The following is a 26464-nucleotide window of genomic DNA, read 5'->3' on the forward strand; positions in this document are numbered from 1 at the left end:
ACATCCATTAATCCCAGTCGCTCAAGCGCGACTTTTTTATTATATCATACTCATCTTCGCTATTGCAAGAAGTTTTTTTATTTTCCTTCTCGCTCAGCGGCGACAAGATTTAATATAACAAAAACCCATTCACTGAGTCAAGGGTTTTTTTAAATTTTTACGTGAGCTTTTTAAGTGGACTTGATTGCTCACAACAGTTTTTAAATATATATGAATTACCACCGCAGGTCAAGAGAAAAAACGAATATCGGTTCCTTTTTTATTTCACACTAGCCGTAGGACGTTTCCGCAAGAAAGGAGGGTGGCGGCATGGCCCCCAAACCAACGTATGAGGAATACGACAATCAGCGTTACAGTGAACTCTCCGTGGTGGAATCGCAGCGCAATGAAATCATCCCCGAAGAGTTTCCCGAAGGTCCGTATGGCGCTGCCACAAATGACAAATTGGGCAAAGCGACCGGATGGGAACCCGGCCAGCATGCGATCTCCAACTTCAATTACGAATATCGCAATTTCCATCAAAACCTCCCGCGTCAAGACGAGAGCGCCCATCCCGTTCACGACGAACCGGGAATGAACGAGGAGCCGCTGTAATCACTCATAATCGTCCGGCACTGCAAAAGAAGACCCCTCCCACTCTGTGAAGGGGTCTTGTTTGGTGTGTTGATACAAATCCTAATCCATGCCGACTGACACGCGTGTCGTCAGCGTGCCGATACCTTCCACTGTCACGGAAATCTCGTCTCCCGGGTGCAGTTCACTCGCTCCCGCAGGCGTACCGGTCAACATTACATCACCCGGAAGCAGCGTCACGACGGAGGATACCGCCTCCAGCAACCGAGGGATGGAGAAGATCATCTGCTTGGTGCTGGAATCCTGCCGCACCTCCCCATTGACGCGGGTCACGATGCGCAAATCGGCGTAATCCAGCTTGGCGGCGATCGCCGGTCCCAATGCACAAATCGAGTCCGTTTCCCCTGGTTTCGTCTGCTGCCCGCCGTGCTGCTGCACACCGGCAACGTCAATCGCACAGGTAAACCCGAGAATGTACTCGTCGGCTTCTTCCGCAGTGATGTGACGCGCCTCTTTTTTGATAACGACAGCCAGTCCCCCTCCAAATTGAAGGGAGTAAGGCCGTCCTGGGAACACAAGCGACTCGTCCGGTCCAGCCAGCTGAACGGAAGGCTTCACAGCAATCGCCGGTTCCGCCGCAGGTTGAATCCCCATCTCTTCCGCGCGGTCCCGGTAGTTGAGACCGATGCTGACCACTTTGCTCGGGGTGCAGGGCGTTTTCAGCACGATCTCGTCAAGCGGCAGTTCCAGACCCGTCATGATGGGCTTGGCCGCTTTCACTTTGTAGATGTCTCCTTCAATCACCCGCACCTTGTTTTCCGATTCCACCATCCAGCCATGCTTGACCTTGCCGTTTCGTTCATAGCGGATGATCATGGGCTTCCCCTCCCTGGATTGATTCCGTCGCTCATATCTGTCTTTTGCCGCTTTAGCTTTAGAACAGGTCGGTTGCCGCTTCCCGCGGCTCCGCCGTAATTTCCTCGATTACGGTGCGGTTTACGGCGTCCTCCACCAACGCCGCCACGTCCAGTTTTTCCTCGAACCGCTCTGCTACATGCGGTTTGGGCCGGGTCACCGGATTTTTCGGCGTAAAAATGGTGCAGCAGTCTTCGTACGGCAAAATGGACAGCTCGTACGTATCAATCCGCCGGGCAATGTCGGTGATCTCTGTCTTGTCCATCCCGATCAGCGGACGCAAAATCGGAATCGAGACGACCTTGTTGATCGTGTTCATGCTCTCCAGCGTCTGGGACGCTACCTGGCCCAGGCTTTCACCGGTCGCCAGCGCCAAGGCACCGGTTCTGGCGGCAACCTGCTCGGCAATCCGCATCATGAATCGGCGCATGATGGTGATCAGGTAGTCTTCCGGACACTTCTCGCGAATGGCCGTCTGAATCTCCGTAAACGGAACGACGTGCAGCCGCACGTTCCCGCCCCAGAGGGCCAGCTTTTGGGCCAGATCGCGGACTTTTTGCAGGGCCCGTTCGCTGGTAAACGGATAGCTGTGGAAGTGAATCGCTTCCAGGGTGACACCCCGCTTCATCATCTTCCAGCCGGCAACCGGGCTGTCAATCCCGCCGGAGAGCAAGAGCAGCACCTTGCCGCCGGAGCCGACCGGCAGACCGCCGGGACCGGGAATCGTCTCACAACTGATATACGTGCCCTCGGCGCGAATCTCAATGTTCACGACTGCTTCCGGTTGGTGAACATCCACCTTGATTTCCGGGATATTGCGCAAAATATGCGTTCCCACCATGCGGCTTACTTCCATCGACTGTTTCGGGAAACGCTTGTCCGCGCGGCGGGTCTCCACCCGAAACGTTTTCGGCTGCGGCTGCAGATGGCGGATCAGCTCCAACGCCTTCGCCTTGATCGCCTGTTCATCCGGCTCCACCTGAACGGTGGGGCTGATGGAGGAGATGCCGAATACACGGCGCAGCCGCTCCACCACCGCATGGGCGTCCTCTCCGTGCAGTTCCACGTACATGCGGCCGTAGTTGCGGCGCACCTTGATGTTGGCAAACGGGCGCAGCACGCTTTTGACGCTCTGCACCAAGGCTGCTTCAAACAAATCGCGATTCCGGCCTTTCAACGCCAGTTCGCCGTAACGAATCAAAATGACATCGTACTTCATGGTTTGCTCCTTTACATGTTACGCTTTTGCTTTCATATGAGGACGGATGCTGGCGACACACTCAGAAGCGGCAGCAACAAATGCCCGCGCCTCCTCAATGGTGTTCTCCCGTCCCACGCTGATGCGAATGGCCGACAGTGCCCGCTCCCTGTCCTGCAGAGCAGCCATCAATACCCGGCTGGGCTCGTTTGCCTTGGAGGAGCAGGCTGATTTGGTGGAAACGAGGTAGCCTCGTTCCTCCAACGCGTGCAGCAGCACTTCCGCCTTCATCCCGGGAAACGAGACGTTGACGATGTGAGGGGCCGCTCCCTCGCTTGGCGTGTTGACGACGCATCCGGGAATCTCGGCCAATCCCTGCCGCAGCACCTGGGTGATGGACGCCAGCCGGGCGGGTTCTTCCGGCCCCATCTCTTCCAGCAATCGGATTGCTTTGGCCATGCCGGCGATGGCTGGCAGATTCTCCGTTCCGGAGCGGAAACCACCCTCCTGCCCCCCGCCCATCAACAGCGGCTGGAGAATCAATCCCTCCCGTTTGTACAGGATGCCGACGCCACGCGGTCCGTAAAATTTATGGGCCGATACGCTGAGCAGGTCGATGCCCCACTCCTTCAGGCGAATCGGCAGTTTGCCGACGCTTTGCACGGCGTCGACGTGGAACAGAATTTTCGGGTGCTGCTTCAGCAGGGCGCCGATCTCGGCGATGGGCTGCACCGTCCCCAACTCGTTGTTTACGTGCATGACGGAAACGAGAATGGTATCCGACCGGATCGCCCGTTTCAGGTCTTCCACAGAGACACGACCCGCGCTGTCAACCGGCAAATACGTAACGGAAAAACCGAACTCTTCCAACTGCTTGCATACATCATAGACGGCAGGGTGCTCCACGCTCGTCGTAATGATATGTCTTCCCCGGCTCTGAAACTGCATGGCCACACCTTTGATCGCAGCGTTGTTGCTCTCGGTGCCGCCGGACGTAAAGATGATTTCCGACGGTTTGCACCCGAGGAAACGGGCGGCTACCGCGCGTGCCTGCTTCAGGATGTTCTCTGCTTCGAGCCCTTTTTGATGCAGCGAGGACGGATTCCCATAGTAGGTCTCCATCGCCCGTTTGACCACCTCAACCACCTGCGGATGAGGACGAGTCGTGGCGCTGTTGTCCAAATAAATCACCAGTCCACACCTTCCTGAGGGCTGTTCGCCCAAAGTCTACTTTTCATCATAACACGACAGTTCCGATCAACATATAGCCGGGAGCATACTTCCCCTTATTTTCTCCCACTTTTCGGCGGGGAACAACGCCGGGGAGAAAAAAGCGGCAAAAACCTTCACAAATTGTTCACAAACACAAGCGCTTACATTGGCAGGCGGGCTCTTTACACAGCAATGTCCATTCGTTAGAATAGTCAATAAATTTAGAGAACGAGAAGCGAAGGAGAGAAGCACCATGACAACACGGACAATGGAGATGGAAGAGAAAATCCGCAAAATGGAGGCAGAACTGAGAAGGCTGCGTGCCGAATTGGCGAAGCTGGGCAGCAAGCAGTCTGATGAAACGGTGACGGTCTACCTGAACGAGGTGTACAACGGGTGAACCTTTGCCTTTGCCTTAGCCTTACCTGCCAGCGTGGAAGAAGCACGACTGTTTGTGCCGACTTCCACGCTTTTTTACGCCTTCGCCCCGGTCAATGATTTCCCCTTACCGCCTCACGCTCCGCCAGTATGCGTACCCGATCAGTATCAGCAACCCGACGATCGTCGCGATTACATATGCAAACTTTGCCGCCATCAGAGTACCTCGCTTTAGCTTTTATTCCGTAGTATGCGCATGTGCGGCTGTTCCTTTGCCAAAAAAGCCGTCCCCTATGTAATAAAGGGACGGCCTCGGCCAACGATTTATGCTTTTTAAGTCAGCCTGTATACGGAAGCGAACCGTGATAGACGCCGGAATATACCTCTGTTGCAGGGCCGGTCATGTACACGCGGTTGTCGCTCTCCCGCCATTCGACCACCAAATCCCCGCCCGCCAGATGTACAGTTACAGTCCGGTCGGTCAAGCCGCTGAGGCTGGCAGCCACCGCCGCTGCACACGCTCCCGTGCCGCAGGCGAGCGTCACTCCCGAACCGCGTTCCCAGACGCGGAACAGCACTTCCTGCCGGTTCAGCACCTGAATGAACTCCACATTGGTGCGCTCGGGGAACCACTCGTGCCGCTCGATGACCGGTCCGTACTTCACCACGTCCGCTTCGTTCAGCTCATCGACAATCAGCACGGCGTGAGGATTGCCCATCGAGACGGCAGTCATCGTAAACGTGCGGCCGTCGATGGTGAGCGGCTGGCCGATCACTCGTTCCCCCGGCTCTCCGGTCATGGGAATGGCCGACCGGACAAATTGCGGTTCCCCCATGTCAATGGTCACCAGCTCCACCTTGCCGTCGACGCCCACCGTTACGGACGGAGTGACGATGCCGCCCAGCGTTTCTACGGAAAACGACGTCTTGTCCGTCAATCCGTGGTCGTACACGTATTTGCTCACGCAGCGCAGGCCGTTGCCGCAGTTTTTCGCTTCGCTGCCGTCGTTGTTGAAGACCCGCATGCGAAAGTCAGCCTGCTCCGAGGGCATGATCAGAATCAAACCGTCACTGCCGATGCCAAAGTTGCGGTCGCTGACCCGCCGTGCCAGTTCCGGCAGATCCACGCCCGTCAGCGGTTCGGAAAAACAGTCCACGTATACGTAGTCGTTGCCCAGTCCGTGCATTTTGGTAAATTTCATGGTTCGCCCCTCATTTTTGCTCCGAAATTGTATTTCTCGCTTTATCTTACCACAGAAGCCCTGGACGTGGGAAAGTGGTATACTACCCCTAGCCAATCTGCAGCAGGAGGTGTGCGGCATGGATATGTCCGCGCTGCGCTTCGCACTGGGCACAGTCAATCAGGCGAAACGGACAGCAGTCGTGTTGGCGACAGGAACGGAACCGATCTGTCTGGCGGTGCCGTCCGGCATCTCCGCCCAGCCGCTTTCCGAGGAAGAGACGATCACAGGGGCGATCAACCGGGCCAAAGCGGTGTTGGACCGGGTCCCGAACGCCGACATCGGCTTGGGGCTGGAAGGGGGCTTGACGTTTGACGATCGGTACACGAATCAATGGTATCTGCTCTCCGTCTGCGCCGCTTGGGACGGCAGGCGGCTTTGCCTGGGCAAGGGACTGTTTTTTCCCATCCCAAACTCGGCGGTGGAACGGATCAAACAGGAAGGCATCGAGCTTCGGACGATCATCGACGAGTGGAGCGGCACCACGGGAACCAATCAGCGCGGCGGCGCTTACGGATTGTTGACGGAAGGACGAATCCGGCGCTCCGAGGTGTTTCGCGACGCCGTCACCGCCGCCGTCACCCCGTTCGTCTCCGCTTTGTACCGATAAGTCCCCGGACGACCGAACCGATCAGACAGGAAAAAACCTCTCCGTCACCGGAGAGGTTTTTTCGACGAGGCGCCACCGTCATCGGGCGATGTAATACGGGTAGATGATCAGCGCGCCAATAATGGCAATCGCCCCTACGATCATCGCCCAGACCCCGAGTGTACGAGCGTTTCGCCGGTACGCCAGGTATCCCAGCACCACGCCAATCGGAGCGACGATATACGGGAGCAGAAACAGCGACAGAATGGACAAGCCCAATCCTGTCCAACCAATCCCGCTGGCTCCGCCGTCAGCCTGCGTGTCGACGTCGTCAGTGGTGCGCGTGTCAGTGGTGCGCGTGTTCCGGACGGGTTCGGCAATTTCCGCGGCCGTTTCCACGTCGTTCCCGTTCAGGGTGGAGTCATCCTGGCGGTTGTCCCCCCGTTTCTCCCCTTCCCGGTCTGCCTGCTGTGTCAGATCGGCTCCTGCCGTGTCCACGTTTTGTTCTCCCAGGTAACGTTCCGTCTGGGAGTAGGGATCATACTGGATGTTCCCTCGGGAACGGGCGGCATTTTCATCCAACACAGCCCCCATCCAGGAGTCGGCGAACTCGGTATCCCGCTGATCGAACATCTCCGTCAGGCCGTTTTCTCCTTCCTTCTGCTCGGCATTCACACGCTCGTCTCGATCGTACGCCATGCCATGCTCAGCCCCTTTTTTCAAAAGGATTGTGATGAAGGAAGTAGCCTTATTCTCTGCCGAGGGTGTACAATTTAAACTGGAGGCGAGAGGATGAAACCAGAGAACCCCCTAACGATTGGCATCGACATTGACGGCACTGTCACGGAGCCGAGCAGCATTGTCCCTCTGATGAATGAAAGCTTTGGCAAACAATTGCGATACGAAGACTGTATTGATTACAATCTGGCCACGGTCTACGGGATCAGCGACGAAATCTTTGCAGACTGGCTGGACAAGCACGGCGAGCGCCTGTACGACGTCGCCCCTGTCCACGGCGCGGCCGACCGGGTGCTGCGCCAGTGGTACAAGCGGCACAAACTGGTGTACATCAGCGCCCGCGAAGCCCGTCATCTGGAGGTCACCACAAAGTGGTTCTCCCGCTATCAGATTCCGTACCACCATATGGATTTGATCGGTTCGCACGACAAGCTGGCCGCCGCCCGAAAGTGGCAGGTGGACCTGTTTTTGGAAGACCGGTTGGAAAACGCGCTGCAGCTGGCTGAGGCCCTCTCCATCCCGGTCTTTTTGTTCGACACTCCGTACAACCAGGGCACGCTCCCCAGTCTGGTGCAACGGGTCACCTCCTGGGAGCAGGTGGACACCCTGGTGGAGCAGCTGGCGCTGGAAAAGGCCAACGCGTAAAGCGGCCACCCGCTCAACGGTGAGAGTGCCGTTCCCGCTGAGACGGCGGCGATGGGACAGAGTGCAGCCTGCAGCACATGGAAAAAAGACGCATCCCCGGCACGGGATACGTCTTTTTTCCTTACTTTTTCTCGTCTTTCTTCGGTTTGAACGTGTGACAACAGGTTTGGGAGGAGTCGTTCACCTGATCCTTGTGCTGGCTGTCGTGTCCGTACTCACCGGCAAACTCTTCCTTAAAATTTGCGTGGGCGTGACTGTCAATTTCCACCATGATCATCTCGGCGGAACAGTTGTTGCCTTCGCTCCAGTATTCGCAGTTGGAAACGCTGCATTTTACGATGGGCATGTGTCTCACCTCCTAGAGGCTATCCTTTACCACGCACATACAGCTTATACCCCCGCAAATTAAGGCTTCCTTGACATCACGCCGTTCGGCAAAACCATGACTGCCGCCTTCCTGGCATGTTTCGCGAAAGGAGACCTGTTTCATGAGCAACCCGCGCATCGTCGTCATTACCGGCGCAGCAGGCGGTCTCGGGCAGGAACTGACGAGACTTCACCTGACAAAAGGAGATACCGTGGTCGCGACCGGCCGATCCATGGACAGTCTGGCAGCGATGCACGAACGTCTGGGTGCGTCCGACCGCCTGTTTCTCCATCAGCTCGACGTCACCGCCAACGAAGCCGTGCAGCATTTTGCCGACTGGGTACAGCTTCGCTTTGGCCGCTGCGACCTTCTCTACAACAACGCAGGCACCGCCGTATTCGTTCCGCTGGCCGAGATGGGCCAAGACCAGCTGGAAACCATTCTGGCTACCAACATCGCCGGTCCGCTGTATGTGATCCGCGCGTTTTTGCCGATGATGCTTGCGGCCCGCTCCGGCCACATCGTAAACATCGCGTCGCTCGCCGGCCAGGTGGCGACGGCAAAAGCGGCCGTGTACGCCGCCAGCAAAGCAGCCGTGATCCGGCTGAGCGAGGGACTGCGCCATGAGTTGGCAGACAGCGGCATCCACGTCACCTGCGCCATGCCCGGACCGATCGACACGCCGTTTTTGCAGCGGGCAGACCAGACAGGCGCGTACCGGGAAAAAGTCCGCCGCTATCTCCTGACGCCGGAGCAGACAGCGGCTCGAATCATCCGGGCTGTGGAAGCAAAGCAGCCGGAAGTGGCCATGCCCCTCCGGCTGCATCTCCTGTCACTGCTCTACACGATGCTGCCCCATGGCGTGAAGCGCCTCCTCGCCCCCCTGCTGAACCGGAAGTAGCTCCGGCTCATCCAGCCGCCGCAGCGCCACATACGCGAGCAGACCGGTCACCACGCAGACGACGGAGGCAGCGCCGAACATTCCCTGCACTCCGCATACGGGGATGAGCCAGCCGGCAGCAGCCGCCCCGGCAGGCATGCCCGTCCCCGTAATCGTGCGGACGCTGGTCAGCACCCGCCCCAGCAGTTCTTCGGGCACGTGTTTTTGCAGATGACTGCGGTACAAGATGTTGTAGGGTGAAAAACTGAGTCCGGCCAGCGCCATCGCCAGCATCGCCACCTCGACGCGGGTAAACAGGGCAAGCGGCAGCGTCGTGATCCCCCACACGCCGATGATGGCCGCCAGCGTCACGCCGGTCGGGAGTTTCCAGGTAACAGCGGAAAACAGGATCGACCCGAGCAGCGCCCCCGCCGCCAAGGCGGACCAAAGCAGTCCGAGCGAGACTGCTCCGCCTTCCAGATCGTTATTGGCGTACAGCGGCAGCCCCACCTCCACCGGGCCGTACGCCATGTTGAAGAAAAAGGTGAACAGCACAAGCCACAACAGGCGGCGGCGCCCCAGCAGGTAACAGTAACCGGTGCGGATGTCGGCGATCAGCGAACGCGGGAACGGACCGAATGCGACCACACTCCCGCTGCTTTCCGCCGCCTTCCCTTGGATCTCCTCTGCCTCTTTTTCGTCCATCCGCTCGACAGAGAAACTGTCCACTCCCGCGGCCGGCTTCAGGCGGGAAAAACAAAAGGCACAGAGGAAAAAGCCGATGGCGTCCACAATCAGCACGTTGGCCGCCCCGATCCAGGCGATCAATACCCCGGCCGCAGCGGGCCCGAACAGATAGTTAATCTGCCACTGGCTTTCCATCAGACCGTTCGCCTTGACCAGCAGGGATTTGTCCGTCACCAGCCGGGGCAGCAGGGTCTGGGCACCCGCGCTGCTGAGGGGTGAGAGCATCCCGGCGATGACGATCAGTACGTATACCAGCCACAGCGGCGTCCCCTCCATCTGCAGCAGCAGCACCAGCGTGAAAAAGATCAGGCCGCGCAGCACGTTGTCCAGCATGATCAGCTGCCGCCGGTCAAAGCGATCCAGCAGAACCCCGGCGACCAGCCCGGCAAGCACTGCGGGGATGTTGTATGCCAGGACGACACCCCCCATGGCGGCAGACGAACCGGTCTTGTTCATCACAAACCAGGTCAAGGCCATCCATCCAAACTGATTGCCCAGGCCGGACAAAAACAGTCCCACCCAGTACCAGCGAAACGACGATTGCCTCCACAGTTCCTTCACGCCAATCTTCCTTTTCTTTCCGATTTGAGCATTATTGTAGCCATTTTTCTAAACTTTTTCAATTATTATATTTATTAATAGGAACTCCATCACTATTCGAAATACATGCTTGAAAACTTGCAGGTTTATTTGATAAAATTCGTTCAAACAAATTTGAACGTTTCGATAATACCGTAATGTTCAAATGATTTTAAGAGGGTGATTATTTCTTGAAACGTTATATGGTCATCGAAAGTCTGGAACAACTCCGCGCCATTAGTGACGCGCTGCGCCTGGAAATGATCACGCTGCTGACCAAAGATGCGTACACGGGAAAACAGTTGGCCGGGATGCTTTCTCTCTCTCCTTCCAAGGTTCATTACCATCTGAAGGAGTTGGAGCAACAAGGCTTTGTCCGCGTGGTCCGCACCGAGGAGAAAAACGGAATTGTGCAGAAGTTCTACCGTTCCGTCGCCTTCGATTTCAAGGTGAGCGAAGACCTGCTGCCGTCCCTGCGCGAGGACACCCTTTTACAGCAAGAAGTAATGCTCAACCACCTGCGTACCAGCATCACGCGGCTGTACAACGCGCCGGACGAATCGTTTCTGCTCTTTGCCGAAGAGGAAAAACGACCGCCGCTCTACGCCTTCAACGGGGAAGTTAAGGCGCCGCGGGACGAGATCAAGGCATGGATCAAAAAGTATCACGCCTTGCTTGCGGAATTGAACGAGATGGAGGAACGCCACCTGCAGCGGATCAGGGCCGGGGAGGCGGAAGATACGGGAGAAGTGTTTTACTTCGTCGGCGTCGGCTTCATGACCCACGAGCAGATCTACGTGGCCGACGATGAATCGCTGCCCGAGGGATTCGTGCATGCAGACGATGTAACGGTAAGGAAAATGGGCAGGAGGAAAACGGAATATGACCCAGGCAACTAAACGCGCACTGTGGAAAAACAGCCAGTTTGTCCGGCTCTGGTTCGGCAACCTGATTTCCGCGCTGGCCGACGGTGCGTTCTTCGTCGCCCTCTCCTGGTTTATCGTGGACGTGACCGGATCGGAGACCGTGCTCGGCACCACCTTGATCTGCATGTCCATTCCCCGCCTTGTGTTTATGCTGGCGGGCGGAGTGGCTGCCGACAGGATCAGCCGCAAACGGATCATGGTCGGCTCCATTTTGGCCCGGGGGATGGTGCTCTCCGGCTTCGGCCTGCTGCTCATGTACGACGATGACCAACTGCTTCCCTACTCCGCCTACGCGATGGCCGCCCTGTTCGGTACGGTGGACGCTTTTTTCTGGCCCGCGCGCAGTTCCATTCTGCCGTTTGTGGTCGGCCGCGACCAGTTGGCCGGAGCAAACAGTCTGATGGAAATCTCGCAGCAGCTCAGCATGGTGTGCGGTCCGCTGGTCGCCGCCATGCTGCTGCACACCGTACCGTACCCGCCGATGTTTTTGATCATGGCTGCCGCCTTTTTCGCCGGTACGCTGATTCTCTTCACGCTCCGGCTCCAGCCCGCCCAAACGGCGCCTTCGGCAGAATCGGATCACCAGCGTGCATCTCGGCCTTCCTACTTCCGCGACGTCTGGGAAGGCATCCGCTTCACCTTTTCCATCCCGATCCTGACGATCATCTTCGGGACGTCCCTGGTGCTCAACATGATGTTTTCCGGTCCGGTCAACATGGGCCTGCCCCTTTTGGTCAAGCAGCTCGGCTGGGACGGCAGCGCCTACAGCTCGCTCAGTTCGGCTCTCGGCGTAGGCACCATCGCCGGCGGTATCATCACTGCCTTGTGCGGCGGATTCCGCGGGCGCTACAAGTTCCTGCCCCTGATAGTCGGTCTGATGGGGGCAGGCATCGCCGCCGTCTCGTTCATGCATCAATTGGCGTTTGGGCTGGCGATGCTGTTCGCCGTCGGCATGGCGATGAGCATGACCAACATTCCGCTGATCACCTACATACAGACGATCGTTCCCGACGCCAAGTTGGGCAGGGTGATGTCGCTGCTTACACTGATGTCGGTCGGTCTGGGCCCGGTCAGCTACGCGCTTTGCTCTGTTCTCCTGGAGCGCAGGTGGGCCGCTCCGGACACACTGCTTTTGATCGGCGGTCTGTCACTCGGGACGGTCGGCCTCAGCCTGCTTTTGTTCCGGTCGTTTCGCCAAATGGAGGAGCATCCGCTCTGGTCCGGCCGGACGGCGGCGGAAACGACCGACTCGCCGCAGCCGCACCAACCTGGCGACGGCAGCCGCAACGAACAAACACCCGCAGCGCTGTAACGCCTGCGGGTGTGTTTTCCTTTTTGAAGGCGAAGCAGTCAGTCATGCGCGCCCTTCCCTGCGGAAAGCAGGCGCCGCCGCGTGTTACGACGTCTTCCATTTCGCCAGTTCGTCCGGAAACTTGTCGTTCAACACTTTAATATAGGTGCCTTTCATGCCGAGCGAGCGGGACTCCAGCACGCCCGCGCTGGCCAGTTTTCTGAGCGCGTTGACGATGACGGAGCGGGTCAGGCCGGCCTGATCAGCCAGTTGGCTGGCGACGAGCAGCCCTTCCTTGGCATCGAGCTGTTCCATGATTTTCTCGATAGCGATCTGCTCGCTGTACGACAGGGACGAGAGCGCAATTTTGGCAAAGGTTTTGTCGCGCACCTCGCTTTCGATCTGCTCCGTGCGCTGGCGGACAATTTTCATGCCGATGACGGTGGCGCCGATTTCCGCCAGGATCAGATCCTCCGTCTCAAATTGGCCGTACGCCCGCAGCAGGACGAGTGTGCCGAGGCGGCTGCCTCCGGCGTTGATCGGCACGATGGTGGTCATCATCTGCGGGAAAAGCGACACCAAGTCGGGCGTCACCATGCTGTAGGGGCTTTGCACCGGTTCGTTGGCCAGTGATTGGCTTACCTCCAGCAGCCGCTGATGATAGCCGGCAGGAAGCAAGTCTTTCGTCTGCTCACCGACGGCAAAATCCTGCTGCAGTCCGCTGCCGATGATGGAGCCGTCGGCAGTGATGATGTAGACGTTGGCGTCGATGACGTCGGACAAAAGTCGGGCCAGGTCGTGGTAGCCGACACCGCTGCCTCCCATCGTTTTTTGCAGCATCACATTAATCTTTCTCGTTTTCTCCAGTAAATTCATTCCTTTTTTTCCTCCTTGCGGTTCTCTGTGGTCTCAGTATTGTCTGAAAAATCCCGGCTCATACGTGCAAATCAAAAAATAGACAATAAAAGAACAGGCGCAGGGCAAAAAAAATACTGCCTGAGCAGAATTTGCCAGACAGTTTTTTCCGTGCTTAGCGTATGTTGCGGCGAATGATTTCCTCTATCTGATCGGCGATCATATCAGTCGGCCGGTTCAGATCGGCCTCAGTCAGGCGGAAGCGGGCATAGCGCTCATCCAGGTTGAACGCTTCCTCAAGAGCGCCCAGCAGACCGCGCGCCCGTTTATCCAGTTCCAGCAGCACTTCCAGCTCTCCATCGCGAAGGTGAAAGACGGCTTCCAATTCTTCCAGACGGCTGCGGTACGGGCCGATCGGACGGAATTCAAATTCCTGCACGAACGGATAGCGGCGACCCAGGTAGCGATTGTACTCGCAGTCCACTTTGTACAGTTGGAACCCGATCCGTTGAATGGCGTCCAACACCTTTGCCATCAAGGGATGCGGACGAACCTCGATGAAGTCGGAATCAGCCGGGTCAATGGCGTTCTTGATGTCCAGCCCGGTCCGCAGATAGACCGGCTGCCGTCCAATCGTCAGCGGCGTCTCATACGGCAGTTGGAAGGCAAACGGCAGCACTCTTCGCTCTTTGGGCAGCAGTGTAAAGCGCTCGGACAGTCTGTGCTTGACCAGGATGCACTCCTCTTTTACCTTGCTGTCGTTTACTTCCCGTTCGTAGTGGGTGACGACGTACATGTAGATGTCGTCGATCTCCTGGGCCACGTCACCGCCCGCTATGTGGATTTCCCCTCTCACCATGTCGCCAGGCATGAGGGAATCCTGCTCCAGCCGGGCGTCAACCTGCGCGGAGCCGATCCCAACGCTGGCCAGCAGCTTTTTGAACATCGACATCGCTTCATTCTCTCCTTTGGTTCCGTTTGCTCCGCTGCGGTTCGCGTCCGCCGGAGTTTCAGTTTGGTTATACGGGTCGTGCAGCAGAAAGTTTCATGCGGAGACTTTCTTTTTTTACAATTTCGTCTGTTTGCCGTCAGGTCCCCTCCCGCTTCGTTTCCACTGTGACAAACAGAAACAGATCGCGGCTGATTGCCACCGTTTTCACCCGCACCTCGGCTATCGTGCCCTCGTCGTCCACCACGTACTCCCTTCTCCTGAGCATTTCATGCAGCACCTCGTGCACGCCGGCCACCTGCTCTACTTTTTTGCCCTTCAGGGAGGCGAGGTCTTTTTCCACATGGCGCGCCACCTGTACCTCGATCGTCGGGTGCGGCTTCGGCTCCAGCACGACCACGCGGATCTCCTCGATCACCACGTCCTGCTTTTTGCGGGACACCCGCTGGGTCTGCCTCAGCGCCTCGTTCTCTTCCCGCAATTTTTCCGTCAACATTTGCAAACTCTGGTTCAGGACCAGCATCTGCTCCATTTCCCGACCGTATACCAGCAGCACCCCCGTCCCCCCCAACATGGCGCCCAACACCAGCAGGGCGACGTACCGCTTCCACAGACTTGCACTCATGAACGCACCTGCCACAGCCATTGGACGGTGATCGTGCCCATATGGGCGCCGAGAAACGCCACCACGATCATCACCAACTGTTTTACCACGGGGTGAAAGTGGCCCACGAGGATTTTTTCAATCTGTAAAAAGGAGTCAAACGTGCCGCCCAGAGCGCCCACCAGCCCCCAGATCTTCAACTGGTCCGCCAGTTCCTTCATCGACCAGAGCGGCGGTTTTTCTGCCGCCAGAAAATAGCCCAATCCGCCGGAAAGGGACCCGCCAACGACGATCCCGTACGCGATAAAAAAGGTAAGTATCACCTGAGACATGCCTTCATTCCTCCCGACAAGGCAGCGTATGCTTATCCCTACGCCGCTTGTCAGGCAAATATGAAGAAAACACCGGGGCTAGTACGGGGACATGCCAAACTGCCGGAGGGCTCGCCATTTCCCGGGACAAACGCACAGGCACGGCTCGTCCCTGCCCAAAAACACACGGCATGCCGTCGCTGACATGCCGTGCGTTTCATCTTTTTTTTCGTCTCATCCGGCCCAGCCTGCGTTGGATGCGCGGCGCCTGCATGACCATCAGGTTCATGAACAGGTGAACCATGTTCGGATTGTGCAGAAGCTGCTGGAACACTTCCGGATTTTCCTTGAACCACCGTTCATTGGCCTGTACCCAAGCCCTGAAGCCCTTGTTGGTTTTGTAGTAACGGTTTAATCGGCTGATTGGGCGATATGCGCTCATCCTACTCTATCCCTTCGTCAAAGAAAATGGAGAGAAGAAAGATAATCACCAGGATCCAGATGATGACTTCAAATCCTTCGTGTTTGAATAATGTTCTCATTCTGTCCCTCCTCGTTGCTCCAGCCTGTACCCGTGTGCCGTACGTTCGGCCCATGGCCGTATACAGTATTAGGTATATGTCGCAAAAAGCCGGATGGATTGGACGGCCGCCTGTTGACTGCGATTTTCCGCTTTCGCCCAACGGCTGAAAGAGGTGCATAGTTCTTGCCAGCGTTCATCCATACTATCGGAGAGACTGTGTCACAAGGAGGCGGCGCCATGATTTTGGGAACGGAATCGCTCCGGCGAAACAAAACCTACACGCTGCTCTTGGCGCTGGTTTTTTTCATGCACGTGGCCGCCTATCTGATCATCCCCGTGTTTCCCGTCTTCCTGCAAAACGTGCGAACCTTGTCCCTTACACAGGTCGGACTGGTTCTCGGGGCGGGAAGCATTGCCTATCAGGCGGCCAGTCTTCTCGGGGGACCTCTGTCCGATCGCTTTGGCAGACGTTCCATCATGATAGCGGGCGCGCTGCTGCAGGGGCTGGCGATGCTCGGCTATCACGTTGGCCAGGCGTTTTGGCAGTTTCTCGTGTTTTCGGGCGTAAACGGTCTGGGCGTCGGGCTGCTCGCTCCGGCGATCAAGGCCACGATTGCTGACGCCGTGTCAGAGGAGGAGCGGACTGTCGCCTTTTCCTGGCGGGGCATTTTTGCCCATCTGGGGATTATTGTCGCCGGGCTGACCATCACCTGGTTGACCGCCCTTGGACGAACGCCCTTTTTGCTCTCCTCGCTGGTGTTTGCCACACTGGCCGTCATCACGCGGCTGACGCTGCCCAACGACCGATGCGTCGGTCCGGACTGCCGCCGGACGCCGCTGCCGGAATATCTGCAGATCCTGCGCCATCGCAGTTTCCTGATGTTCTCCGGCATCTCGCTGCTCATCTGGGCGTTTTATGCCCAGTTTGCCCTGGTGCTCCCTCTGCGCGGCGAACACGTGCTTTCCACTTCGACCCTGATTGGCCTGATCTGGACCATCAACTCCGTCAGCGTCGTGCTGCTGCAAGGTGTTATCTCCCGCTTCGTGCTGGCGCGGATCAATCCATATCTGGCGCTCGTGGCGGGGATTGCGCTGTTGGGCGCCGGGTTGTTCGGGATCGGCTTTGCCCGGCAATTCGCCACACTCAGCGCGTCTGCCGTGCTGTTTATTCTTGGGGAAATGATGTTTTTGCCCGTCCTGGACAGCCTGGTCGGTTATTTTGCCAAGGAGAACTGGCTGAACGCCTATTTCGGTGTGGCCAACTTCGTCTCCGGGATCGGGACGGCACTCGGCACCAGCATCGGCGGCACCCTGGTGGAACGGCTGGGCGGAGTAGCCAGTCCGTACCCCTGGATCGCCTACGCGCTGACAACGGTGCTGCTGGCGGCCATTCTCGGCCTGTTTGCCCTGTACGCCATGCCGCGCCACAAGCGGGGCAGAGTGCCAGACGCACAGGGAGAGCTGCACATAACGGGCAGAAAGGAGGGAAGCAAGACGTGAAGCTGCCGGAAAAACGCGTTTCCAACAATCAGGACGTACGGTCCGAGCGCAACGTCCAACCTGCATCCACGCAAAACGACAACCCCGGCTACGGGGACAAGAAGCTGGAAGGGCCTAATCGCCCCTCGACATAGCGGAAGGAGTGGTTCGACCACTCCTTCACTATTTTTCGACAACATTCGGGGAATTTATTGAAGGTTATGTCGATTTGCCCTATTATGAGGGAGAAGAATACCAAAATGCGGAAAGGACGTCGCGCCTTGCCTCTAAAATTTGCAACCCAAACGCGCCTTCACCCCTGGTTCCTCATGCTCCTGCCCATTCTGTTTACCTGCGTCGTGTACCTCGGGTACTCACAAGCACGACTGCAGTACTACACAAACGGAGTGCAAGCGATGGACAGGCAGTTGGATACTGTTTTCCAGATCCTTTCCTTGGTGAACGCTCGGGTCGAGGAAGGCTCCCTTACCATCACGGAAGCTGAAGAGCGAATGAAGGAATTCTTCGCCGGCCCCAAACGTCCTGACGGCACGCGCGACAGCAGCGCTGCCCGCTTGACGATGGGTGAGGGAGTAAGCCTGTTTGCATTCAACTCCCAAGGAATTCTGACGATTCATGCCGATTGGGAAGGGCAAAACCTGAACACCCTTCCCACTCCGGAAGGGCATCATCTCATCCGGGAAGTGCTGAACGAAGGTAAGCACCACCTCTCGTTTCAGTGGCAGCCCCCGGACGGCGCTTCTCCCGAGAGCAGAATTTCCGTCGTCCGCTACTTTCCGCAGTGGGACTGGTACGTCGGCATTGTGACGTCGGAAGAGCGATTTTATCAGCAATTTTCCATCTTCAAAGCGATGCTGATTATGCTGGTGGCCGGCAACTACCTGATCACGGCAATCCTGATCTACCTGACCCAGCGGCAGGAAAAGCTGCTGCTGAACTCCAAGCGGCGCGGCGAACAGCTGGCCGAAGCCAACCAGAGCATCCTGAAGTCGCTGGCAGTCGCCCTGGAGGAGCGGGATGCCTACACCTCGGGCCACTCCCAGCGGGTCGCCTATTACATGCGCGTCATCGGCAAGCAGATGGGCATGGACGAAGCGATGCTGGATACGGTGTACACCGGCGGACTGCTGCACGACATCGGCAAAATCGGTATCGAGGACAGCATACTGCTGAAACCGGGGCGGCTCACGGACGAAGAATACGAGATCATCAAAGCCCATCCGGTGCGCGGGGAAGCGCTGCTGCGCAAACTGTTTGTCCAGGCCGGGACGCAGGATTCAGAGCAGATCGAGACGATTCTCGTCATCACCCGTCACCATCACGAGCGCTTTGACGGGAAAGGGTACCCCGATGGATTGAAGGGACATGACATTCCGCTCGTCGCCCGGATCTCCGCTGTCGCCGACGCGTTCGACGCGATGACCTCGTCTCGCGCCTATCGGAAAGGGCTCTCCTTTTCCAAAGCGTGCGACGAAATCATCCGCAACACGGGCACGCAGTTTTGTCCCCAAGTGGTGGACGCCTTTTTTCAAAGCGTGACGGAAGAGACGTTCTATCACGCCCATCACATCTCACGGGCCAACCAGCTTTTGCTCGACCGATTTGACGACCGTGAAATCGCCCTGGCCCAGCCGTCTTACCATCGGAAATCGGGCATTCCGCTATAAAACAGCCATGCTGCTTTTCCACTTGGAGCAACATGGCTGTTTGTTTTTCACTCTCCCCTGTCGATGGGCACCCATCTGTACGGCAGGCCGTACGCATCCAGACGCTCGGCAAAGCGTTCCGCTTCCTGTTGCGGCGCGATCAACTGCAGATAACGGGTGAAGTAAAAGACAATCCGATCCTTCTCCTGCTCCTGCAGCCGGTAGTGGGACAACTGGGATACATCCTGGAGGGTGTGAAAGTAGTCATAGCGCTCAGGCGTCAGCGGGGCGCGAAACACGCGGCTGACCACCACATTCCCGCTGTAGGTTTCTTTCATGTTCGTTTTGGACGCCCCCAAAAACCGGAGCAGTTCACCCGCCCGGCGCGCTCCCACCTTGTCGGCCAGCATGCCGTCGTTGTACTCCACTTCCAGGTGGGTCAAGCGATGGTCGACGCTCTCCAGCATCGCCATCAGCACTTTGCGGACGGCCAGATTGCTCGGCGAAAAGCCGTTGTCGTAGAAGTTGTACTCAAACGACGTCTCTTCGCCCTGACGCCGGGTGTAAAACGTCACAGCGTTCACGCCACATTCCCCCTAGCGCGGCTTGATTGCGTCCAGCGCCGCCCGGTCCAGCTTGCGCACGGCAGCAAACAGCAGGCGCTTGGCCGCTTCGTAGTCGTCCCGGTCGATGATGGCCGCATGGCTGTGAATATAGCGGGCCGGGATGCCGATCACAGCGGAAGGCACGCCCTGGCCGTGGTACTGAACCGGTCCGGCGTCCGTGCCCCCTTTGGCGACATAGAACTGGTAGGGGATGTTCTCCTCTTCGCAAATCGCAATCAAAAAGTCGCGCAGCCCCGGCTGCAGGATAAAGACCGGGTCGTACAGCCGCATCAGCACGCCGCCGCCCAATTTTCCGCCCTCTTCCCTGACGCCGGGGATGTCGCCGGCCGGACTCGCATCCAATGCCAGGAACAGATCCGGTTCGATTACGGCCGCCGCCGTCTTGGCTCCGCGGGCGCCCGCCAATTCTTCCTGTACCGTGGCCCCCACGTAGACCACGTTGGGGTGGCTGGGGCAGTCGTGCAGCTCCTTGGCCAGCTCTACCGCAAGGCTGCAGCCGTAGCGGTTGTCCCACGCTTTGGCCATCAGCCGCTTCGGATTTGCCATTACGGTAAACGGACAGACCGGCACCACCGGCTGCCCCGGCCGGACGCCCAGCTGCTCCGCCTCCTGGCGTGAATCCACGCCGATGTCGATGTACATGTTGCGAACGTCCATCGGCCGATTGCGCTGATCATCGCTCAGCACGTGCGGCGGGATGGAGCTGATCACCCCGTCGATCGCACCGGCAGGAGTCAGGACCTGCACCCGCTGGGCCAGCAGGACCTGTCCCCACCAGCCGCCAACGGTTTGAAACGAGAGGAATCCCTTGTCCGATATCCGCGTCACCATAAAGCCCACTTCGTCCAAGTGACCCGCCGCCATGATGCGGGGCCCGTTTTCATCCCCGCGCATCACGCCGAACAAGCTCCCCAGATTATCGCAGACGATTTCCTGCGTATACCTCGATATGTACTCCCGCATAACGGTTCGCACGGGCGCTTCAAAACCGGAAACTCCCGGCGCTTCGGTCAATCTCTTCCACAGCTCAAGCTGAAACTGATTCATTCCGGCCAAAACCTCCTCCTGTACGCGGCAAAACCGCGTCCCTATTATTATCAGCCAAGGGGGGAGCGGGATGCAACCGCCGCTCCGGGCAGGAATACGAGCATCCGCCCCGAATGGATTTACAAACACACGGATGGAGGATATACGCCATGACAATAACGATTCGCAAATTGACGGACAAAGAGGAGCTGCATGCACTGGAAGCGTTGGAAGGCACCATCTGGAGCGGTTCATCCGTGATTCCGCTGCACATGACGCTGACCGTCGCCAAGTTTGGCGGCCTCTTTCTCGGCGCCTACGACGGTGACCGGATGATCGGCTTTTTGTACAGCTTTCCCGGTTATACGGACGGTGAATTGCACCTGTGCTCGCACATGCTGGGATTTTTGCCCGAGTACCGCCAGCAGGGGTTGGGCGTCCGGATGAAATGGATGCAGCGGGAAGAAGCCCTTCAGGCCGGATACCCCAAGATCACCTGGACGTACGACCCGCTGGAGACGGTGAACGGCTATCTGAACATCGCCAAGCTGGGCGGCATCGTCCGCCGTTATCTCCCCAACTGTTACGGCGAACTGAACGACGACCTGAACCGGGGACTGCCGACTGACCGCTTTTTGGTTGAGTGGTTTATCGCCAGCGATCGGGTGGAGCGTCACCGCACAGGTAAGCCTGAACGCTCCGACACGGCCGCCGTTCCGGAGGTGCTGTGCTGCGACCTGAGCAGCGAGCTGCCCCGCCCGCGGGACATCCGGCTGAACCGTTCCGACGAGCGGCTGCTGCTGTCAGTCCCCGCTCATTTTCAGGCGGTCAAACAGGCAGACATGGGCGCGGCTGCAGCCTGGCGGGAAGCGACCCGCGCACTGTTTACCCATTACTTTGAGCAGGGCTATGTGGTGACCGATCTTCTGCGGGATCAGTCGATCGTCCGCTACGTCCTGGAGAAGCGGCCGGTGGAGGACATTCTGCGGAGCTGAACGGACGAAAGCGCTCGTCCTCTTGCTGTGGTACAATGGGGGATGCATGTATTACAACGAAAAAGGACGAGAAGACATGAAGGCAAGCGAATACGATGTGATCGTCATCGGCGGCGGACCGGCCGGGCTGATGGCTGCGATCGCCGCTTCCGGCGAAGGAGCGCGGGTCTGCCTGGTGGAAAAAGGCGAAAAGCTGGGACGCAAGCTGATCATCTCCGGCGGCGGACGCTGCAACGTGACCAACGCCAAGGACATGGACGAGCTGATCAAGCAGATGCCGGGCAATGGCCGATTCATGTACAGCGCGTTTGCCCAGTTTGGCAATCGGGAGATCATCCGCTTCTTTGAAGAGATGGGCGTCGCCCTGAAGGAAGAAGACCATGGCCGGATGTTTCCCGTCACGGACAAGGCGATTACCGTGGCGCATGCGCTGATCGAGCGAATGAAGCGGCAGGGGGTGCAGATTCGCCTGAACAGTCCGGTGGAGCGGGTCCTGTACGCGGACGGTCGCACGATAGGGGTACAGCTCCGAAGCGGTGAGCGGCTGCACGCCCCTTGTGTGGTGATCGCCGTCGGGGGATGCTCTGTTCCGCAAACCGGTTCCACTGGAGACGGATATGCCTGGGCGCGGGAAGCGGGGCATACGGTCACCGAACTGTACCCAACGGAAGTGCCGCTGGTGGCCAGTGATCCGTACATCCGGGACAAATCGCTTCAGGGGCTGTCGCTGCGCGATGTGGCATTGACCCTTTACGACGCCAAAGGCAAAAAGGTAACGACCCAGGTGGGCGACATGATTTTCACCCACTTTGGCATATCGGGGCCGGCTGCCCTGCGCATGGGCCACTACGTCTCGGTGACGAAACGGAAGCAGGGCGACACGCCGCTGCTGCTCACCATCGACCTGATGCCGGCGAAGCACCTTGACGAGGTAGCTGCGGACATCTGGCGTTTCCTGGAGAACCAGCCGAAAAAAGCGGTAAAAAACGTGCTGAAGGGCTATTTGCCTGAACGGATGATTCCCCTGCTGCTGGCAATGGCCTCCATCCCGGAGGATCGCACCGGACACCATGTGAGCAAACAGCAGTCGCTGGACTTGGCCCGGCTGATCAAGGGGGTGCCTCTGACCGTGACCGGCACCCTGTCGCTCGAAGAGGCGTTCATTACGGGAGGCGGCGTCAGCGTCAAGGAAATTGATCCCCGTACCATGCAGTCAAAGCGAATGGCCGGACTGTTTTTTGCCGGCGAAGTGATGGACGTGCACGCCCACACCGGCGGATACAACATCACCATCGCCTTCTCCTCCGGCTTCGTGGCCGGCACCCACAGCGCACGGATGGCGTTGGGACTGACATAACGAAAAAAACCTCTTCGTATTTGTACGAAGAGGTTTGGTTTGAGAAAAAATGGGAACACTATGAAACAGGTACTCTTTTCGTTGGAAAAGAGTCAGCTGAACCCCTACTCCCCCTAGTTTCGGGGTTCTCACACCTCTACTCCCTTTATCTTCCTACACGGGGCGTCGATGAAACAGGCGGCGCTCCCTTTTTTTGCCTTCCAGTCTTATATCCCCGCGTCCGCCATTGTCTGCCAACGGCACTCCCTACATGGTCAGCCGGTACAGGTAGGCCAGCGCTGTCAAGATGAAGGCGAATCCCAGGAGAAAAAAGGTATTGGCCCGCTGCCTGACACGCTGCTCGTCGCCGTTGAAGTGGGCGAGCAGGCGGGCACGCCAGCGTTTGGTGCGGGGCTGCCACATCAGCAGCAGGCCGACAGCGAAGAGAAACAGGGGCAGCATCATCTGCGCTTCACCCCTTTTTCTTGCGCCGCAAGAGCCAGCCTTTTTCCGGCTCCTCGGATGCCCCTTCCACGATCAGGCGGGCCGCCTCTGCAAGTTGGTACGCCTCGTCAAACGCCAGATGGCGAAACGCTTGTTCCGCTTTGGTCAGCATGTCATCCACCTGCCGGTTTTGACGGCGGTAGCGGTTGGCGTACTGGATCGCTCCTTCTGCCTTTTGGCAGGTGGCGATCGTCAGCTCCGCCAGATGCTCCGTCTCCAGCAGCAGTTCGTTGGCTTCATTGATCAAAATGGACACTTCGTCCAGGTCGTAGCGGTACTGCTCCATCATTGCCTTGATCCGCGTGAGGATCTGCACCACGTCTTCAAACAGGAATTTCAACCGGGACGGAATGCCCGGCAGGTAGCTCCGCTTGATCTCCTGACGAAGCCGCACCAGCGTGCTGGAGATTCGCTCCAACTCGTCGAGGGCGTCGTCCTCCGTCTCGATGACCAGCCGCTCCGGTTCCGGATGTTGCTCCTGTTTCGCCTCTGCCTGCGCTTCGTGGCCTTTGGGGATCACCAGTTCATATTCTGCGTCCTCCTGGTCCGGCACCTCTTCCACGTGGCTGACAGCCATGCGTTCTTCGGCGTGGACCGGCGGTTTTTTACCGGGACGGGCAGCCGGCGAGTCAAACAGCCATTCCCGCTCCGCCTGGGTCAGCGCCTCTTGTGACGCCGCCGCGGGGGCGACAGCGCCGTCTTCCGGTCCGGTTTCCAAACGCTCCGACGCTGCAGCAGTCCGTTCCTCATTTTCTCCTGTCAAGACATGGCCGGCAGCACCCTGTGCGGCGGCTTCCGCTGTGGCTGCTCCCGACAAGACCGCTGCTGCTGGTGGGGTTGCAGCGGCTGCTGGTGCGGTTTTACCGGTTTCTGATGCAGTTTCAGCGGCCCCTGATGCGGAAACAGCCGCCGCAGCAACAGCTCCCGCTGCCGCATCGGCAAGCGCAGCTGCAGGTGCAGCCGCTCGATCTGCCGCCGCCGGCTTGATCGGCATCTCGTCAGCAGCGTTTTCTCCGATGATTCCATTTGACTCTCCGCCAGCCTGCTCCCCTGCCCTGGGTTCCGCTGCGGAGAGGGCCGCTGCTGCCTCCCTTTGGCTCAGGACCATGTTCTCGATGTTCTGGTACGTGGTGTCAATCAGCACGTCAAACGCTTTGACATGGGTCTCCACCATGTCCAGGCTTCCCTCTTCCAATGCCGACTTCGCCGCGTTGATCAGCTGCTTGGCCTGCATCAGGGAGCCTTCCAGCGGGTCGCGGTTCAGATCGTACCCGTCACCCGTCGCCTGGATGATGCCTTCCTCCAACTGCCTGAACTCTTCCGGCATCTCCTTCAACACGCGTCCGACCAACGCCGGTATCCGCTCCAGGTCGCTGGTCAGCTTGCCCAGCAGCTGTTGCGCCTTCAGCGTGATGTCATAGGCCAGCACGTCGTCGCCGTCCGTGCGCGCTTCCTTGATCTTGGCGCGCATCATTTCCACGTCATCCAGCGCCGTCTTCAATTCGTGAAAGGACAGCCCGTACTCCAGACGCAGGTCGGACAGTCGCCGTTCCACCTGCTCCATCTGCTTGCCGATTTCCGGAATGGCCAGCTTGCTTTCCTTTTTCGTGGCGATCACCTGGGTGGTGTCCGTCTTCAATGCGTCCAATTCCTGCTCGATGGAACCGAGCATCTCCCGCGCTTCCTCCAGCAGGCCGAGCGCCATTTGGAAGCGGAAGCGGTCGCACGCCTCCTCCGCGTCCAGAATCATCATCTCCACATCGGGGATGCGGATGCGCAGCAGGTTTTCCTTCCGGTCGGCCAGGTGCATGAACCGCTCCTCCGTCTTGCCGCGGGAACGGCGCATCTGCTTGTCCACCTCAATGACGTTGATTTTTTCCACCAGTTGGTCCTTCCACTCCTCCACCGCATCCACCTGGGCAAAAATGGCGCGGCGGCGGATCATCGCGTACACCAGCGCAGCGGAGAGAGCGGCAAAGACTGCGCCAATCCCGTACAGCCACCAAGGCAGACCCGAGTCCGATTGTTTCTGCTGCTGGGCAGTGTCTGGAGAACCTGCGGCCGCGCCCGGCTTGTTCTTCAACCCTTCCAATTCTCCCTTGACTTCCGACAAAAACGCCTGGATTCCCTGCAGGTATTGTTTGTCCACGCGGAACGGTTCATAGTAGGCCTCCGCTTTTTCGTGCAGCAGCTCAGGAGTGGCCCCTTTTGCCGCCAGGGCCGGTCCTGCATGTACCCCAAGCTCCTGGGTGTTGATGTCAAGCACGACCATCAGGGTGTCCTCGGGCAGGTTGTAGTTGTCGTACAGCTTTTTCGCGTATTCGTCGGGCGTTTGCGCTTCCGGTTGGGTGCTTTCGACCACCACCACCTTGTAATTGCCGCCGAGCTGCTTGATTGCTTCGGCAGCGCTCTCCCGTTCGTTCTTTTTCAGATAACCGTCGGCGTCTTGAATCACTTCGTCCGTTTTGTCCGGAAACGGCACAGCCATTGCCGGATTCGCATATAAGAGCATGCCTGCCAGACAGAGCAGGACCCAATTTCTTTTCACGGTCATGACAACCCCTTAATGTAAAAATTCTCAAGAATCACGAGCCGGCTTATCCGCGGGCCGGTAGCAGCCACGCTTCCAGATAGCGCATGACGGAGACGAGCAGCCAATCCGCAAACTCCTCCGAAGCCGGCTCCAGATAGTAGACTTCCCGCACCGATTGCGGCTGCAAAAACGGGTAAATGAGCTGGCTGGCCGTGGCCAGTGCGATGCGATCCACCGGCACGACGCGAAACTCTCCCGCAGCAATTCCTTCTTCGATCACGTTGGCGATGCCGTGCTTCCAGCGGCTCAGGTACAGCGTCATCACTTCCCGCGCCAGCATCGACTCCACGCTCAATTCACGCTGAATCAGCCGAGTGATCGGCGCGTGCTCCCGCTGAAACGACAGGTAGAGGCGAATCACCCGCTCCAGCCGTTCCATGGCAGGAAGTCCGCTGTCTTCTTTTTCCCGTATATCCAGCTGGCGAAACAGCGTTTCAAAATACGAGGCGATCAGCGTCTCCAGCACGCCCTGCTTTCCCCGGAAGTGGTAGGAAATGAGCGCGACGTTCACCCGCGCTTCTTCCGCGATCTGACGCACGGACGTGCCGTGGTAGCCGTGTATGTCAAACAGCTTGGCCGCTGCCGACAGAATGCGCAGCTTGGTCTGATCCATTCGCCATTCCCCTCTCCAGTTCCGGCCATTGAAAATCCGAACCGGGCAGCAAGGCTGCTCAGGCACATGCCTTTTGTGCAGACCATTCGCCAACAAATAGACAG

The 26464-nt window shown here is 58.2% G+C and carries 29 protein-coding genes; 12 read left to right on the forward strand and 17 right to left on the reverse strand.

Going from position 1 to position 26464, the window contains the following annotated elements; genetic code table 11:
- Positions 1-309 precede the first annotated feature (309 nt).
- On the forward strand, positions 310-594 hold the full coding sequence (locus KDN35_RS14635) for a hypothetical protein (RefSeq protein ID WP_212133078.1): 285 nt from the start codon (positions 310-312) through the stop codon (positions 592-594).
- Between the two features lie 81 nt (positions 595-675).
- Here the strand turns inward: KDN35_RS14635 and KDN35_RS14640 are convergent, their stop codons facing one another.
- Genes KDN35_RS14640 through KDN35_RS14650 form a run of 3 tightly spaced genes read right to left on the reverse strand, consistent with a single transcriptional unit; the run spans position 676 to position 3877 of the window.
- Positions 676-1449 (reverse strand): fumarylacetoacetate hydrolase family protein, encoded by a 774-nt coding sequence (locus tag KDN35_RS14640; RefSeq protein WP_212133079.1) that lies wholly within the window; start codon positions 1447-1449, stop codon positions 676-678.
- Between the two features lie 58 nt (positions 1450-1507).
- The gene (gene thiI / locus KDN35_RS14645) at positions 1508-2707 is read right to left on the reverse strand and encodes a tRNA uracil 4-sulfurtransferase ThiI (protein WP_212133080.1); all 1200 of its coding nucleotides are present in this window, start codon (positions 2705-2707) and stop codon (positions 1508-1510) included.
- Positions 2708-2725: 18 nt separating this feature from the next.
- Positions 2726-3877, reverse strand: a complete 1152-nt coding sequence (locus KDN35_RS14650) for a cysteine desulfurase family protein (RefSeq protein ID WP_212133081.1) — start codon at positions 3875-3877, stop codon at positions 2726-2728.
- 274 nt (positions 3878-4151) lie between these two features.
- On the opposite strand from KDN35_RS14650, the gene KDN35_RS14655 reads away from it, so the two are divergent.
- Positions 4152-4298, forward strand: coding sequence for a hypothetical protein (locus KDN35_RS14655; protein ID WP_171567539.1), 147 nt, complete (start codon positions 4152-4154; stop codon positions 4296-4298).
- A 316-nt stretch (positions 4299-4614) separates the two neighbouring features.
- Here the strand turns inward: KDN35_RS14655 and dapF are convergent, their stop codons facing one another.
- A complete protein-coding gene (gene dapF, locus KDN35_RS14660; protein ID WP_212133082.1) occupies positions 4615-5478 on the reverse strand; it encodes a diaminopimelate epimerase in 864 nt (287 codons plus the stop codon).
- A 118-nt stretch (positions 5479-5596) separates the two neighbouring features.
- On the opposite strand from dapF, the gene KDN35_RS14665 reads away from it, so the two are divergent.
- Positions 5597-6127, forward strand: a complete 531-nt coding sequence (locus tag KDN35_RS14665) for a DUF84 family protein (protein ID WP_212133083.1) — start codon at positions 5597-5599, stop codon at positions 6125-6127.
- A 78-nt stretch (positions 6128-6205) separates the two neighbouring features.
- Here the strand turns inward: KDN35_RS14665 and KDN35_RS14670 are convergent, their stop codons facing one another.
- Positions 6206-6805 (reverse strand): DUF456 domain-containing protein, encoded by a 600-nt coding sequence (locus tag KDN35_RS14670; RefSeq protein ID WP_212133084.1) that lies wholly within the window; start codon positions 6803-6805, stop codon positions 6206-6208.
- A 93-nt stretch (positions 6806-6898) separates the two neighbouring features.
- Between KDN35_RS14670 and KDN35_RS14675 the strand changes: the two genes are divergently transcribed.
- Positions 6899-7489: a 5' nucleotidase, NT5C type gene (locus tag KDN35_RS14675; RefSeq protein ID WP_212133085.1), complete on the forward strand. Its 591-nt coding sequence runs from the start codon at positions 6899-6901 to the stop codon at positions 7487-7489.
- A 121-nt stretch (positions 7490-7610) separates the two neighbouring features.
- Here the strand turns inward: KDN35_RS14675 and KDN35_RS14680 are convergent, their stop codons facing one another.
- Complete coding sequence (locus KDN35_RS14680) at positions 7611-7835, reverse strand: DUF1540 domain-containing protein (protein WP_171567534.1); 225 nt, start codon at positions 7833-7835, stop codon at positions 7611-7613.
- 142 nt (positions 7836-7977) lie between these two features.
- On the opposite strand from KDN35_RS14680, the gene KDN35_RS14685 reads away from it, so the two are divergent.
- Positions 7978-8757 carry an SDR family NAD(P)-dependent oxidoreductase gene (locus tag KDN35_RS14685; protein WP_171567533.1) on the forward strand — a complete coding sequence of 260 codons (780 nt, stop codon included), beginning with the start codon at positions 7978-7980 and terminating at the stop codon, positions 8755-8757.
- Here KDN35_RS14685 and KDN35_RS14690 read toward each other — a convergent pair.
- A complete protein-coding gene (locus KDN35_RS14690) occupies positions 8689-10044 on the reverse strand; it encodes an MFS transporter (RefSeq protein ID WP_171567532.1) in 1356 nt (451 codons plus the stop codon). The genes KDN35_RS14685 and KDN35_RS14690 overlap by 69 nt on opposite strands.
- Positions 10045-10253: 209 nt before the next feature.
- Between KDN35_RS14690 and KDN35_RS14695 the strand changes: the two genes are divergently transcribed.
- Both KDN35_RS14695 and KDN35_RS14700 read left to right on the forward strand, forming a co-directional pair.
- Positions 10254-10961: an ArsR/SmtB family transcription factor gene (locus tag KDN35_RS14695; protein WP_212133086.1), complete on the forward strand. Its 708-nt coding sequence runs from the start codon at positions 10254-10256 to the stop codon at positions 10959-10961.
- Positions 10945-12300: an MFS transporter gene (locus tag KDN35_RS14700; protein WP_212133087.1), complete on the forward strand. Its 1356-nt coding sequence runs from the start codon at positions 10945-10947 to the stop codon at positions 12298-12300. Before KDN35_RS14695 ends, KDN35_RS14700 begins: the two co-directional genes overlap by 17 nt.
- Before the next feature lie 84 nt (positions 12301-12384).
- On the opposite strand, the gene codY is transcribed toward KDN35_RS14700, so the two are convergent.
- The 5 genes from codY to KDN35_RS14725 form a co-directional block, all read right to left on the reverse strand.
- Positions 12385-13155, reverse strand: a complete 771-nt coding sequence (gene codY / locus KDN35_RS14705; RefSeq protein WP_171567529.1) for a GTP-sensing pleiotropic transcriptional regulator CodY — start codon at positions 13153-13155, stop codon at positions 12385-12387.
- A gap of 154 nt (positions 13156-13309) precedes the next feature.
- Complete coding sequence (locus KDN35_RS14710) at positions 13310-14086, reverse strand: sporulation protein (RefSeq protein WP_171567528.1); 777 nt, start codon at positions 14084-14086, stop codon at positions 13310-13312.
- Positions 14087-14222: 136 nt separating this feature from the next.
- Complete coding sequence (locus KDN35_RS14715; protein ID WP_212133088.1) at positions 14223-14708, reverse strand: sporulation membrane protein YtrI; 486 nt, start codon at positions 14706-14708, stop codon at positions 14223-14225.
- Positions 14705-15019, reverse strand: coding sequence for a YtrH family sporulation protein (locus tag KDN35_RS14720; protein ID WP_029098722.1), 315 nt, complete (start codon positions 15017-15019; stop codon positions 14705-14707). The genes KDN35_RS14715 and KDN35_RS14720 overlap by 4 nt, the downstream gene beginning before the upstream one ends.
- 196 nt (positions 15020-15215) lie before the next feature.
- Positions 15216-15440: a hypothetical protein gene (locus KDN35_RS14725; protein ID WP_171567526.1), complete on the reverse strand. Its 225-nt coding sequence runs from the start codon at positions 15438-15440 to the stop codon at positions 15216-15218.
- A 318-nt stretch (positions 15441-15758) separates the two neighbouring features.
- Here KDN35_RS14725 and KDN35_RS14730 point away from each other — a divergent pair, with 318 nt between their 5' ends.
- From KDN35_RS14730 to KDN35_RS14740, 3 genes are all read left to right on the forward strand, one after another.
- Positions 15759-17021, forward strand: a complete 1263-nt coding sequence (locus KDN35_RS14730; RefSeq protein ID WP_171567525.1) for an MFS transporter — start codon at positions 15759-15761, stop codon at positions 17019-17021.
- On the forward strand, positions 17018-17155 hold the full coding sequence (locus KDN35_RS14735) for a hypothetical protein (protein WP_171567524.1): 138 nt from the start codon (positions 17018-17020) through the stop codon (positions 17153-17155). The genes KDN35_RS14730 and KDN35_RS14735 overlap by 4 nt, the downstream gene beginning before the upstream one ends.
- Before the next feature lie 174 nt (positions 17156-17329).
- Positions 17330-18688 (forward strand): HD domain-containing phosphohydrolase, encoded by a 1359-nt coding sequence (locus tag KDN35_RS14740; RefSeq protein WP_212133089.1) that lies wholly within the window; start codon positions 17330-17332, stop codon positions 18686-18688.
- 47 nt (positions 18689-18735) lie between these two features.
- Here KDN35_RS14740 and KDN35_RS14745 read toward each other — a convergent pair whose 3' ends face one another.
- Both KDN35_RS14745 and KDN35_RS14750 read right to left on the reverse strand, forming a co-directional pair.
- Entirely contained in the window at positions 18736-19251 is a 516-nt protein-coding gene (locus KDN35_RS14745; RefSeq protein ID WP_212133090.1) for a hypothetical protein, read from the reverse strand.
- Positions 19252-19263: 12 nt separating this feature from the next.
- Entirely contained in the window at positions 19264-20340 is a 1077-nt protein-coding gene (locus tag KDN35_RS14750; protein ID WP_171567521.1) for a M42 family metallopeptidase, read from the reverse strand.
- Between the two features lie 149 nt (positions 20341-20489).
- On the opposite strand from KDN35_RS14750, the gene KDN35_RS14755 reads away from it, so the two are divergent.
- Both KDN35_RS14755 and KDN35_RS14760 read left to right on the forward strand, forming a co-directional pair.
- A complete protein-coding gene (locus tag KDN35_RS14755) occupies positions 20490-21314 on the forward strand; it encodes a GNAT family N-acetyltransferase (protein WP_171567520.1) in 825 nt (274 codons plus the stop codon).
- Positions 21315-21390: 76 nt separating this feature from the next.
- Positions 21391-22671: a BaiN/RdsA family NAD(P)/FAD-dependent oxidoreductase gene (locus KDN35_RS14760; protein ID WP_212133091.1), complete on the forward strand. Its 1281-nt coding sequence runs from the start codon at positions 21391-21393 to the stop codon at positions 22669-22671.
- A gap of 246 nt (positions 22672-22917) precedes the next feature.
- Here KDN35_RS14760 and KDN35_RS14765 read toward each other — a convergent pair whose 3' ends face one another.
- The 3 genes from KDN35_RS14765 to refZ are packed head-to-tail and all read right to left on the reverse strand — an operon-like array spanning position 22918 to position 26360.
- Positions 22918-23115: a hypothetical protein gene (locus tag KDN35_RS14765; protein ID WP_171567313.1), complete on the reverse strand. Its 198-nt coding sequence runs from the start codon at positions 23113-23115 to the stop codon at positions 22918-22920.
- Positions 23116-23122: 7 nt separating this feature from the next.
- Positions 23123-25702, reverse strand: coding sequence for a septation ring formation regulator EzrA (locus KDN35_RS14770; protein ID WP_349290987.1), 2580 nt, complete (start codon positions 25700-25702; stop codon positions 23123-23125).
- A 49-nt stretch (positions 25703-25751) separates the two neighbouring features.
- Positions 25752-26360, reverse strand: coding sequence for a forespore capture DNA-binding protein RefZ (gene refZ / locus KDN35_RS14775; protein ID WP_171567315.1), 609 nt, complete (start codon positions 26358-26360; stop codon positions 25752-25754).
- Between the last annotated feature and the right edge of the window lie 104 nt (positions 26361-26464).

The sequence above is a fragment of the Brevibacillus sp. NL20B1 genome, from assembly GCF_018195675.1.
GTDB lineage: Bacteria > Bacillota > Bacilli > Brevibacillales > Brevibacillaceae > Brevibacillus > Brevibacillus aydinogluensis.